The following is a 12,385-nucleotide window of genomic DNA, read 5'->3' as shown; positions in this document are numbered from 1 at the left end:
ACGTGCGAACTAATCCAGCAGCGACAGGGTGTGCGGCTCGTCGGGCTCGACCCGCAGGGTCAGCTCGCCCTCGGCGAGCCGCGCTTGCAGGCGTTCGCCGGGGCGCGCGTCCTGCTGCCGGCGTACAGCCTGGCCCTGCTGGTTCAGCAGGATGCTGTAGCCGCGCCCGAGGGTGGCAAGTGGGCTGATCAGGTGCAGGCCCTGGGCAGTGCTTTCCAGACGCTGACGGCGCTGCTGCAGCTGGTGCTCCATCGCACGCGGAAGACGCTGGCGCAGCAGAGCAAGGCGTTCATGCAACAGCCGCAGCATGCGTTCCGGATGCTGGTGCTGCAGCCGACCCTGGAGGTGGTTCAGCTGCAGCCGGCGCTGCTCCAGGCGCTGCCCCCAGGCCCGTTGCAGTCGCATGTCCAGCTCGTCGAGGCGCTGACTCTGCTGGGCCAGACGCTCGCCCGGGTGGCGCAGGCGTCGCCTCAGTCCTTCAAGGCGAAGGCGGTCCTGACTCAGGCGGGTCTTCATGCATTGCTGCAACTGGCGCTGGAAGCGCTCGAGCTGCCGGAGCATCGCCGGGGTGTCCGGACTGAGCAGCTCCGCCGCCGCCGAAGGGGTGGGTGCGCGCAGGTCGGCGACGAAGTCGCTGATGGACACATCGGTCTCATGACCCACCGCGCTGACGACCGGGGTCCTGCAGGCAGCGACGGCCCGGGCAACGATCTCCTCGTTGAACGGCCACAGGTCCTCCAGCGATCCGCCGCCGCGCGCGAGGATGAGCGCGTCGAAGCCGGCGCGATCGGCTCGCTCCAGCGCCTGGACAATCTGTGGCGCCGCGTTGCGCCCCTGCACTGCGGTGGGACTGATCACCAGCTCGATAAAGGGCGCACGGCGGCCGAACACGCTGATGATGTCGCGTACCGCGGCGCCGCTGGGTGAGGTGATCACGCCGATGCGTACGGGGTGGGAGGGCAGGGGCCGCTTGCGTTCAGCGGCGAACAGGCCTTCATTCTGCAGCCTGAGCTTGAGCGCCTCGAAGGCCTGACGCAGCGCGCCGTCACCGGCCGGCTCCAGCGCGTCGAGGATCATCTGGTAGTCGCCACGCCCTTCATACAGGCTGACCCGGCCACGGGCACGCACCAGCAGGCCATCGCGCAGATCCATGCGTACCCGGGCGGCATTCTGGCGGAACAGCGCGCAGCGTACCTGGGCGCCGCTGTCCTTGAGGGTGAAATACAGGTGGCCTGACGAGGGGCGCGCCAGATTGGACAGCTCCCCTTCGACCCAGACCTGCGGGAAGACTTCCTCCAGCAGCCTGCGCGCCCGCGCGTTCAGCTGGCTGACGGTCAGAACCTCGCGTTCTGTGCCCAAACGTCGGAAGATGTCGTCATCGTTGTTCATGCGCGCATGTTAGCAGTTCAGGACGGCTGATTGTATTTGAGTGCCGGCCGCTCTGTGGGTATAATGGCGCGCTTCCATTTTTCCCGCTCGGGAGCTCCCGCTATGCTGCGTATTCGCCAAGAAGCCCTTACTTTTGATGACATTCTGCTGGTGCCCGGTTATTCCGAAGTGCTGCCCAAGGATGTCAGCCTCAACACGCGTCTTACCCGCGGGATCGAGTTGAGCATGCCGCTGGTGTCGGCAGCCATGGACACGGTTACCGAGGCCCGCCTGGCCATTGCCATGGCGCAGGAAGGGGGCATCGGCATCATCCACAAGAACATGACCATCGAACAGCAGGCCAATGAGGTCCGCAAGGTCAAGAAATTCGAGTCCGGTGTGGTCAAGGACCCGATCACCATCGAGGCGGACGCCAGCGTCGCCCAGCTGTTCGAGCTGACCCACCAGAACAACATCTCCGGCGTGCCGGTGCTGTACAACGGTGACCTGGTCGGCATCGTCACTTCCCGGGACATCCGCTTTGAAACCCGCCTCGATGCCCGCGTCCGCGATGTGATGACGCCTAAGGAGCGTCTGGTTACCGTCAAGGAAGGCTCCTCCACCGATGAAGTGCGCAAGCTGCTGCACAAGCATCGCATCGAGCGCGTGCTGGTGGTGGACGACAACTTCCGCCTCAAGGGCATGATGACGGTCAATGACATCGAAAAGGCCAAGGCCTACCCGCTGGCGAGCAAGGACGAGCATGGCCAGCTGCGCGTCGGCGCGGCAGTCGGCACCGGTGCCGAGACCGAGGAGCGGGTCAACGCACTTGTCCAGGCCGGTGTAGATGTGATCATCGTCGATACCGCCCACGGTCATTCCAAGGGTGTCATCGAACGCGTCCGCTGGGTCAAGCAGACCTATCCCCATATTCAGGTGATCGGTGGCAACATCGCCACCGGCGCCGCCGCGCTGGCGCTGGCAGCTGCAGGTGCCGATGCGGTCAAGGTTGGTATCGGCCCGGGCTCCATCTGCACCACCCGCATCGTTGCCGGAGTCGGTGTTCCGCAGATATCCGCCATTGCCGATGTGGCCGCCGCGCTGAAGGACACTGGCGTCCCGCTGATTGCCGACGGTGGCATCCGCTTCTCCGGTGACCTGGCCAAGGCCATTGCCGCCGGCGCCTCGGTAGTGATGATGGGCTCCATGTTCGCCGGTACCGAAGAGGCGCCCGGCGAGATCGAACTGTTCCAGGGCCGTTCCTACAAGGCCTACCGCGGCATGGGTTCGCTGGGCGCCATGGCCAACGCCGGCGGTGGCTCCGCCGACCGCTATTTCCAGGACCCCACCGCCAGCGCCGAGAAGCTGGTGCCCGAGGGTATTGAAGGTCGCGTACCGTACAAGGGGCCACTGGCAGCCATCATCCATCAGCTGATGGGCGGCCTGCGTTCCGCCATGGGCTACACCGGCTGCGCCAGCATCGAGGAGATGCGCACCAAGCCCGAATTCGTGCGCATTACCGGTGCCGGCATGACCGAATCCCACGTGCATGACGTGCAGATTACCAAGGAAGCGCCGAACTATCGGGTCAGCTGACAGGCAGCAAGTGATGTAACGGTGCCGGAAGCGGCAGGACAGGACAGGTTCTGCCGCTTCCGGCTTTCAGTTTTACAGTTCCGTACGAAGGCTAACCATGGCTCAACATGACATCCACGCCCACCGCATCCTGATCCTGGACTTCGGTTCCCAGTACACCCAGCTGATTGCCCGCCGCATACGCGAGATCGGCGTCTACTGCGAGATCCGCTCCTGGGATCTCGAGGCAGAAGAAATCCGCGCCTTTGCACCGCGCGGCATCATCCTCGCCGGTGGGCCGGAGTCGGTACCGGAGGAGGGCAGCCCGCGCGCGCCGGAGCTGGTGTTCGAACTGGGCGTGCCGGTGCTGGGCATCTGCTACGGCATGCAGACCATGGCCGCCCAGCTCGGCGGTGCCGTACAGGGCTCGGAAGAGCGCGAGTTCGGCTACGCCCGGGTGGATCTGGTCGGCAAGGGTCGCCTGCTGGACGGCATCGAGGACGCGGTGGACGACCACGGCACCCTCAGTCTGGACGTATGGATGAGCCACGGCGACAAGGTCATCGAACTGCCGACCGGCTTCCAGACCCTGGCCAGCACGCCCAGCTGCGCCATTGCCGCCATGGGCGACGATGCCCGCAACTTCTATGGTGTGCAGTTCCACCCGGAAGTGACCCATACCAAGCAGGGCATGCGCATCCTGTCGCGCTTCGTGCTGGAGCTGTGCGGCTGCGAAGCGCTGTGGACCCCGGCCAACATCGTCGAAGACGCCATCGCCAATATCCGCGCCCAGGTGGGCGACGCCAAGGTACTGCTCGGCCTGTCCGGCGGTGTCGACTCCTCGGTGGTGGCGGCCATGCTGCACCGCGCCATCGGCGATCAGCTGACCTGCGTGTTCGTCGACAACGGCCTGCTGCGCCTGCACGAAGGTGATCAGGTCATGGCCATGTTCGCCGAGAACATGGGCGTGAAGGTGATCCGCGCCGACGCCCAGGACAAGTTCCTGTCCCGCCTGGCCGGCGTCACCGACCCTGAAGCCAAACGCAAGATCATCGGCCGCACCTTCATCGAAGTGTTCGATGAGGAAGCCACCAAGCTCAAGGACGTGAAGTTCCTGGCCCAGGGCACCATCTACCCCGATGTGATCGAATCCGCCGCCACCAAGAACGGCAAGGCTCATGTGATCAAGTCCCACCACAACGTGGGCGGCCTGCCGGAAGAAATGGCCTTCGAGCTGGTCGAGCCGCTGCGCGAGCTGTTCAAGGACGAAGTGCGCAAGATCGGTCTGGAGCTGGGTCTGCCCTACGACATGGTCTACCGCCACCCGTTCCCCGGCCCCGGCCTGGGCGTGCGGATTCTTGCCGAAGTGCGCAAGGAATACGCCGACATCCTGCGCCGCGCCGACCATATCTTCATCGAGGAGCTGCGCAAGGCCGATCTGTATCACAAGACCAGCCAGGCCTTTGCGGTGTTCCTGCCGATCAAGTCCGTCGGAGTGGTGGGCGACGCGCGCCGCTACGAATGGGTCATCGCCCTGCGCGCGGTGGAAACCATCGACTTCATGACCGCCCGCTGGGCACACCTGCCCTACGAGTTCCTGGAGAAGGTGTCCAACCGGATCATCAATGAAATCAGCGGCGTGTCGCGGGTCACCTACGACATCTCCAGCAAGCCGCCGGCGACAATCGAGTGGGAGTGAAGCGATGAGCACCAGCGAGAAGATCTATTCCGGCAAGACCAAGGACCTGTACGCCCTGGACAATGGCAATATCCTGCTCGTGTTCAAGGATGACGTGACCGGTGGTGAGGATGGTGTCATCGATCCGGGTGCCAATGCCGTCATTGGTCAGGTCGAAGGCAAGGGTCGCAAGTCCCTGGCCATGACCGAGCATTTCTTCAAATGCCTGCACGACGCGGGCATCCCCACCCATCTGGTGCGCCTCGACCTCGAGCAGGCCAGCATGGAAGTGCGCCGTGCGGAGCCTCTGGGCAAGGACGTCAATGGGGCAGGGGGCATCGAGTTCATCTGCCGGACCCGTCCCTGGGGCAGTTTCCTGCGCCGTTACAAGCAATACATCCGTGATGCCGAGCAGAAACTCGACTACCTCGTCGAGCTCACCCTCAAGGATGACGAGCGTGGTGACCCATTGATCAACGATGACACCGTCGTTGCGCTGGGGCTGCTGTCGCCGGCTCATCTCGGGCAGGCCAAGGAGCTCACCCGTCAGGTGTGCCGCATTGTTGAAGCGGACCTGCGTACCAGGGACCTGGTGCTGATCGACATGAAGATCGAGATCGGCCTGGTTGATGGCCAGGTGGTGGTCATTGACGAGGTATCGGCCGATGCCATGCGCGTGATGGATGCAGAAGGCAATGTGCTGGAGCACGGGGTTTTCTACGAGAAGCTGATGTCCTGATCTGCTGTTGATCCCATGGCCGAGATGGAACTCGGCCTTCCGGCAATCGGGAAGCCGTGAGCCCCACACCCGACACCCTGTATTTTCAACCCGCCTCGCTAACAATCTCCCGCCACGCACTGTATGTTAGGGCGTGAAGTGGCGCTGCCCGCGCCTGCTGAACACCGCTGGGAGTAACTCTTGATGACTGCATTTTCCATTCTCGAACTGGTTCGTGTCACCGAGGCGACTGATGCAGGCGCCGCGCTGAACAATGCCAGGGATCTGGCCATACACGCAGAGCGCCTGGGCTTCAAGCGCATCTGGGTGGCCGAGCACCACAACATGGAAGGCATTGCCAGCGCGGCGACCTCGATCGTGATTGCCCACATCGCTGGAGGCACCAGCACCATCCGCGTGGGTGCAGGGGGCATCATGCTGCCCAACCACGCGCCCTACGTTATTGCCGAGCAGTTCGGCACCCTGGAGCGGCTGTATCCCGGGCGCATTGATCTCGGCCTGGGACGCGCGCCCGGCACCGATCAGATCACCCTGCGTGCCCTGCGCCGCAGCCCCGCCGCAGCAGACAACTTCCCCCAGGATGTGCTGGAGCTGCAGGCATGGCTCGGTCCGGCTTCAGCCGATCAGCGTATCCGCGCGGTGCCTGCCACCGGCACCCAGGTGCCGCTGTGGATTCTCGGCTCAAGCATGTTCGGAGCCAGTCTGGCCGCCGAGTTGGGCTTGCCCTATGCCTTCGCATCGCATTTCGCACCGGACATGCTGCTTCCGGCGCTGCAGCTCTACCGCGAGCGTTTCAAGCCCTCCGAGCAACTGGCCGAGCCCTACGCGGTGGCTGGCATCAACGCGATTGCGGCGGACACTGATGCCGAAGCGCGGCGGCTGTTCACCACCCAGCAGATGTCCTTCGCCGACCTGTTTGCCGGCCGCCGGGGGCTGAGCAAGCCGCCCATCGACGATATCGAGACCTACTGGACAGCCCAGGAGAAGGCCCAGGCGATGCAGATGCTGCATCGCTCGGTCGTTGGCTCGGTGGAGACGGTACGCGCCGGCCTGCAGGCGTTTATTGCCGAGACCGGTGCCGACGAGCTGATGATCGTGTCCGATGTCTATGAGCACCAGGCGCGGGTCCGTTCGCTGGAGCTGATTGCCCAGGCGGTGAAGCAGCAGCACCCTTGATGCCGGGTGTCTGCGCGCCGCCGCAACCCGCATGGCCGAGATGGAACTCGGCCTTCCATGTCCAAACCCTTCGCCTTGGCGGCGCTGGGGACGCAGCAGCCTGCCTCAGCTGCGGTGATACCGCCTGATTCGCCACCCGTCACTGGCTTCCATCGCCGCGGGGAGGTGCTACCCTGAGCCGCTGTAAATATCCGCTGCAAGAGAATCACGATGTCCCGGAGTACGATTCGCCCCAACATGGTATTGACCGTGTTGTGCGGCACGCTGACGTCCCTGGTGGTGATCGCTTTCGGTCGTCTGGCCTACGGCGTCATTCTGCCCGCCATGCGCGCCGATCTCGGCCTGAGTTATCAGCAGGCCGGCATTCTGAGCACCATCACCGCGCTGTGCTATGTCTGCTTCGTGCTGGCCGGCGGGCTGGCGGCGACCCGCTGGGGCGCAAGGGCCTCCGTCCTGTTCGGCATGGTCATCGTGGCGCTGGGCTTCGCCGGGTTGATCGTTGCTGCACAATTCTGGCTGGTTGCCCTGCTGATGGGGCTGCTGGGCTTCGGTACAGCCTTTGCCTTCGCGCCGATGGTGTCGCTGCTGGCAACCTGGTATCCGGACAAGCGCGGTCTGGTGATCGGCTGCATGAGCAGTGGCGTGGGCATCGGTATGCTGATGACCGGGCTGCTGGTGCCCTGGCTGTTCACCGCCTTCGGCGAGCAGGGCTGGCGTGCGAGCTGGGCGCTGTTCGCGCTGGTGGCGTTTCTGGTGACCGGGATGATCGCCCTGTTCGTGCATGACCCGCCGTCGGCAGGCGGGGCTGGTGCACAGCTGCGGTCCGAGGAAAAATGGCGCGTTTACCGCAATCCGCGGGTGCTGATCGTCGCTGCCACCTACGGCATCATCGGCCTGGGCTATATCGTGCAGACGGTGTTCATGGTCAGCTTCATGGTCGAGGCCGGCCATGGCGAGGCGACCGCCGGCCGCTTCGTGGCCATGATGGGCCTGCTGTCGATCGCAGGGGGCCCGCTGTGGGGCTGGCTGTCCGATCATTGGGGACGGGGCAATGCACTCTCGATGTCGATCTTCCTGGTGGTCGTGGCCATGCTGCTGCCGCTTGCCGGGCAGACGCTGATCTGGTTCTTCCTGCACTTTCTGGTGATAGGAGTGGCCATCAACGGGCTGTTTGCGCTGATCCAGACCAGTGCAACGGATCAGGTCGCGCCACGCTACATTCCGGTGGCCTTCAGCTTCGCGACGCTGTTCTTCGCCATCGGCCAGTTTATCGGCCCGGCGATTGCCGGCTGGCTGATCGAAACCAGCGGCAGCTTCCGAAGCGCCTTCGGTTTCACCGTGCTGGTGCTGAGTGTGGGGTTTGTCCTGACCCTGCTGATCCGCCGTTTCCCCGCGGAGTTGGCGGTGGCGGAGCCGCGATCTCCCTCACTGGTGGCTGCTGACAGCGCGCCATGAGTCCGCTGCTGGCAGCGCTGTGGCCGCTGTTCGCGCTGATCCTCGGGGGCTATACCCTCCGCAGGGCGGGCTTTCCCAGCGCTGCCTTCTGGCCCGGCGCAGAGCGGCTCAATTACTTCATCCTGTTTCCGGCGCTGCTGTTCAGCAGTCTGGCTGCGGCGCCGCTCGACAACCCGGCGCTGGGGCGGGTTGCGCTCTGTGTCGGACTGGTGCTCGGGGGCGGATGGCTGACGTTGCTGCTGGCGCGGCGCTTGTTTCGCTGGCCGGCCGCGCGGTTTGGTGTCTTTGTGCAGAGCACCCTGCGGTTCAACACCTATATCGGACTGGCGATGGTGGGGGCGCTGTTCGGCGAGGCCGGTCTGACATTGATGGCACTACTGCTGGCCGTCAGCGTGCCGGCGGTGAATATGCTTTCCGTGCATGCCCTGACCGCAGAAGACGGGATGGCTCGGGGCCGGTTCCTGCTGCCGGTGTTGAAGAACCCGCTGATCATCGCCTGTCTGATGGGCATTCTGGCCAACCTGGCGGGAATGGACATGGCGGGTGGGGTCGACAACCTGCTGAGTCTGCTGGCGGCGTCCAGCCTGCCGCTGGGCCTGCTGTGTGTCGGTGCGGCGCTGCAGCCCCGGGAGCTGTCAGGTCAGACCGGCGCGCTGGTCCTCAGCAGCCTGGGGCGGCTTCTGCTCATGCCGCTGGCCGCCTGGCTGGTTGTGCGGCTACTGGCGATGCCGCCGATGGAGAGTACGATTCTGGTGCTGTTCTTTGCGCTGCCCTGCGCGCCCACCGCCTATGTGCTGGCGCGGGAGCTGCGTGGCGACGCCCAGCTGATGGCCGGCGCCATCACCCTGCAGACGCTGCTGGGCATGCTGACCCTGCCAATCCTGTTATGGCTGCTGGGTTGAAGAGCTGCCTGCAACGGCTTCCAGTTGTGGTGTTGCCCAGTCGATCAGCTGCCCTGCCAGTTGCTGGACGGCCTGGTTGTAGCCCTCCACCACATCCTGGATCCGGGTACTGTCGATCGGCTGGATGATATTGAATCCGTTGCTGACATAGACCCGCCTGCTGTCAGGGCTGACCAGACGGGCATGAAGATCGACGAGAATATGCGGCGGGTTGGCATCCACCACCTGGAACCGGCGCAGCTCGCTGCCCAGGTAGACGTCGGCATGCAGCGAGTTCTCGTCGGTGGTCACGCTACCCAGGCTGCTCTGACGCTGGAACGCCTGCGCAAGATATTCGCGCAGCAGGGTAGGGGTGGGGTCGCTCCAGCGTACGCCCTTGTAGCTCATCAGCTGGTTGTCCGCAGTCTGCACCATCAGCCGCGGCCCGCCATAGGCATAGCCGGCCTGGGGCGTGTCGACCCGCAGGGACAGTGACAGCGGCTGACCGGCATGACTGGCAGCGGTGGGGGCCGGTTGCGGGAACTGATAGACAACCAGGGCCTCGGATTCGGGCAGCAGCGTACAGCCGCTGAGCCCGATGAGGCCGGCCAGCAGGCCGGTGGCCAGGGTCTGTCGAATCATGGTTCGTACTCCTCGAAAGTGTCACGACCGAGCAGGAAGCGGGCCGGGTTGTCTTCCAGACGGCGGGTGATCGAACGCAGGGCGGTCAGGCTGCCGCGCAGTTCCGAGATGGCCGGCTCGAGCTGTCCCAGACCCTGCATGCCACTGGAGAACGCGTCGCTGTTGTCCACCAGCAGCTGCTCCAGGGTTTCGCTGGTGCTGGCGATGGACTCCAGGGTCTGTTCCACGTTGTTCAGGGTGCGCGTGCCCTGCTCATTGACCAGGGCATTCACATTGGTGATCAGTTCGGTCGCCTCGCGGCTGGCGGCGGTCAGTTCGTTGACCAGCGCCTTCACGTCATCGCCCTGGCTCGACAGGCTGCCGGCGGCCACCTCGATCGACTCCAGCGTGCGCGCGATGCGTTCGGCGTTCTCGTCGGACAGCATGTTGCGGGCATTGCTGACCAGCTGATTGATGTTGGTCATCAGGTCCTCGCCGTTGGCCAGCAGGCTGGAAATGGGCGAGGGCGTGGCGGGTATGCGGGCGGCCTGGGTGCCGTCGCCGTCCAGCAGAGGGCTGTTCGGGTCGCCGGGAACCAGCTCGATCACCGTGTTGCCGGTGATGCCGGTGAAAGTCAGGCGGGCCTTGGTGTCCCGGGTGATCGGCGCGGTACCGCTGATGCGGATGCCGGCGAGCACCTGCGACGGATCTTCCGGGTCGAGGCCCAGTTCGGTGATATCGCCGATGGGAATGCCGCGGTACTGCACCGCGCTGCCGCGGGACAGGCCGGTGACAGCCTCGCGGAAAACCACCGTGTAGTAGCGGTAATCCGAACTGGTGTTGGCATTGCTGATCCACACCGCAAACAGCACGGCGCCGGCGCCGGCCAGCAGGGTGAACAAGCCGATGATGACGTGATGGGCACGGGTTTCCATTAGGGGCTCTGCTCCGGCTGAGGTGTATGACTGGCCGCGCTGGCGGCAGCGCGGCCGCGGGGGCCATGGAAGTAATCCTGAATCCAGCTGTTGTCGGTCGCAGCCACACGTTCGAGCGTATCAGCCACCAGCACGCGCTTTTCCGCCAGCACGGCGACCCGGTCGCAGATCGTGTACAGCGTGTCCAGGTCATGGGTGACCAGGAATACGCTGAGGCCGAGGGCGTCGCGCAGGGTGAGAATCAGCTGGTCGAAGGCCGCGGCGCCGATGGGGTCGAGCCCGGCGGTCGGCTCATCGAGAAACAGGATATCCGGATCCAGTGCGAGCGCACGGGCGAGCGCTGCGCGCTTGACCATGCCGCCGGACAGTTCGGAGGGAAACTTGCCGCCCGCATTGGCCGGAAGTCCGGCCAGAGCCAGCTTCATGCAGGCCAGGTGCTCGGCATCATCGCGGCTGAGCCCGGCATGCTCGATCAGCGGCAGCGCAACGTTCTCGGTTACCGTCAGCGAGGAAAACAGTGCGCCGCGCTGGAACAGCACACCGAAGCGGCGTTCCACCTCGGAGCGGCGATGTTCGTCGAGGTTTTCCAGCTCCTGGCCGAAAACCCGCACGCTGCCCTCGTTGGGGCGGCGCAACCCGACGATGGAACGAAGCAGTACCGACTTGCCGGTACCCGAACCGCCCACCACCCCCAGAATCTCACCAGGGTGGATGTCCAGATCCAGATTGTCGTGCACGGTCTGGCTGCCGAAGCGATTGACCAGCCCGCGTATCTCGACCAGTGGTTGCCCGTCAGTCCCGTTCACCATCCCATCTCCATGAAGAACAGCGCCGCCAGGGCATCGAGCAGGATGACCACGAAAATCGACTGCACCACCGCAGAGGTGGTGTGTTCACCGACGGATTCGGCGCTGCCACTGACCTTGAAGCCTTCCATGCAGCCGATGATGGCGATCAGAAAGGCGAACAGCGGCGCCTTGGCCATCCCCAGATAGAAGTGCTGTACCGGCACGTTCTGCTGCAGGATGTTGAGGAACATGGTCGGCGATATATCCAGCGCCAGGGCACAGACCACGGCGCCGCCGAGCAGGCCCGAGAGCATGCCGATGAAGGTGAGTGCCGGCAGGGATATCATCATGGCGACCACCCGCGGGATTACCAGGATCTGCAGTGGGTTGAGGCCGAGGGTGCGGATGGCATCGATTTCCTCGTTGGCCTTCATCGAGCCGATCTGCGCGGTGAAGGCGCTGGCGGTGCGGCCGGCCATGAGGATCGCGGTCAGCAGCACGGCGAATTCGCGCAGAAAGGAAAAGGCAATCAGGTCCACGGTATAGATGGTGGCGCCGAAGTCGGCCAGCACCGTGGCGCCGAGAAAGGCGATCACCGCGCCGACCATGAATGTCAGCAGCGCCACGATCGCCACGGCATTCAGCGCAATCTGCTCGATCTGTGCGACCACCGAGGTAATCCGCCAGGTATGCGGACGGAGCACGACCTGTGCCATGCCCGCCAGGGTCATGCCGATGAAGCCCATCAGTACTGAGACATGCCGGAGCAGGGTCAGAGTGTATCTGCCCACCTGGCCGACCAGCTCGATGAGGGCGTTTTCCCGGGTGCTCGGCGGGTTTTCCCGCTGCAGGCTGTCGGCGATACGGGCCAGCAGTACCCGCCGCTCTTCCGGCATGGCGCTGTCGTCGCCGGCGAGCTGCTGTACAAGGTCGCTGCCGAGCAGCTCGGTGATCAGCTGGCCGCCGGCGGTATCCAGACGGCCGATCTGCTGCAGGTCGGCGTGGTCGTAACGGGTGCCGTTGCGGCGCAGCTGCTGTACCTGCCGGCGCAGATCCGCATAATGTTCCAGCACCCAGTCACCTGTCAGGGACAGGTGGGTCGGGTTGTCCGGGGAGGTGGTGATGAAGCGGTCGTCTACGGCATCCGGCATGTGGTCATCCGTTGATTG

Annotated in this window: 11 protein-coding genes; 6 read left to right on the top strand and 5 right to left on the bottom strand. The window is 64.6% G+C overall.

Features of this window, described 5'->3' with window-relative positions; all coding sequences use genetic code 11:
* Positions 1–9: 9 nt before the first annotated feature.
* Positions 10–1,389, bottom strand: coding sequence for an exodeoxyribonuclease VII large subunit (gene xseA, locus IEW63_RS08670; protein ID WP_188636221.1), 1,380 nt, complete (start codon positions 1,387–1,389; stop codon positions 10–12).
* Positions 1,390–1,491: 102 nt separating this feature from the next.
* Here xseA and guaB point away from each other — a divergent pair, with 102 nt between their 5' ends.
* From guaB to IEW63_RS08640, 6 genes are all read left to right on the top strand, one after another.
* Positions 1,492–2,964, top strand: a complete 1,473-nt coding sequence (guaB, locus tag IEW63_RS08665; RefSeq protein WP_188636220.1) for an IMP dehydrogenase — start codon at positions 1,492–1,494, stop codon at positions 2,962–2,964.
* A gap of 97 nt (positions 2,965–3,061) precedes the next feature.
* Complete coding sequence (gene guaA / locus IEW63_RS08660; RefSeq protein ID WP_188636219.1) at positions 3,062–4,642, top strand: glutamine-hydrolyzing GMP synthase; 1,581 nt, start codon at positions 3,062–3,064, stop codon at positions 4,640–4,642.
* Between the two features lie 4 nt (positions 4,643–4,646).
* Positions 4,647–5,360 carry a phosphoribosylaminoimidazolesuccinocarboxamide synthase gene (locus IEW63_RS08655; RefSeq protein WP_188636218.1) on the top strand — a complete coding sequence of 238 codons (714 nt, stop codon included), beginning with the start codon at positions 4,647–4,649 and terminating at the stop codon, positions 5,358–5,360.
* Positions 5,361–5,543: 183 nt separating this feature from the next.
* The gene (locus IEW63_RS08650) at positions 5,544–6,536 is read left to right on the top strand and encodes an LLM class flavin-dependent oxidoreductase (protein ID WP_188636217.1); all 993 of its coding nucleotides are present in this window, start codon (positions 5,544–5,546) and stop codon (positions 6,534–6,536) included.
* A 210-nt stretch (positions 6,537–6,746) separates the two neighbouring features.
* Positions 6,747–7,991, top strand: coding sequence for an MFS transporter (locus IEW63_RS08645; protein ID WP_188636216.1), 1,245 nt, complete (start codon positions 6,747–6,749; stop codon positions 7,989–7,991).
* Positions 7,988–8,893, top strand: a complete 906-nt coding sequence (locus tag IEW63_RS08640; protein WP_188636215.1) for an AEC family transporter — start codon at positions 7,988–7,990, stop codon at positions 8,891–8,893. Before IEW63_RS08645 ends, IEW63_RS08640 begins: the two co-directional genes overlap by 4 nt.
* On the opposite strand, the gene IEW63_RS08635 is transcribed toward IEW63_RS08640, so the two are convergent.
* Genes IEW63_RS08635 through IEW63_RS08620 form a run of 4 tightly spaced genes read right to left on the bottom strand, consistent with a single transcriptional unit; the run spans position 8,876 to position 12,367 of the window.
* Positions 8,876–9,514 (bottom strand): ABC-type transport auxiliary lipoprotein family protein, encoded by a 639-nt coding sequence (locus IEW63_RS08635; RefSeq protein WP_188636214.1) that lies wholly within the window; start codon positions 9,512–9,514, stop codon positions 8,876–8,878. The genes IEW63_RS08640 and IEW63_RS08635 overlap by 18 nt on opposite strands.
* Entirely contained in the window at positions 9,511–10,428 is a 918-nt protein-coding gene (locus IEW63_RS08630; RefSeq protein ID WP_090540583.1) for an MlaD family protein, read from the bottom strand. Before IEW63_RS08630 ends, IEW63_RS08635 begins: the two co-directional genes overlap by 4 nt.
* Positions 10,428–11,237, bottom strand: coding sequence for an ABC transporter ATP-binding protein (locus IEW63_RS08625; protein WP_236995771.1), 810 nt, complete (start codon positions 11,235–11,237; stop codon positions 10,428–10,430). Before IEW63_RS08625 ends, IEW63_RS08630 begins: the two co-directional genes overlap by 1 nt.
* Entirely contained in the window at positions 11,231–12,367 is a 1,137-nt protein-coding gene (locus IEW63_RS08620; RefSeq protein WP_188636213.1) for an MlaE family ABC transporter permease, read from the bottom strand. The genes IEW63_RS08625 and IEW63_RS08620 overlap by 7 nt, the downstream gene beginning before the upstream one ends.
* Positions 12,368–12,385 lie beyond the last annotated feature (18 nt).

Origin of the sequence: Halopseudomonas pertucinogena, from assembly GCF_014646575.1 — a bacterium.
In the GTDB taxonomy this organism is placed as follows: Bacteria; Pseudomonadota; Gammaproteobacteria; order Pseudomonadales; family Pseudomonadaceae; genus Halopseudomonas; species Halopseudomonas pertucinogena.
Note: the sequence above shows the minus strand (reverse complement) of the source record. Positions and strands in the feature narration are given on the sequence as shown.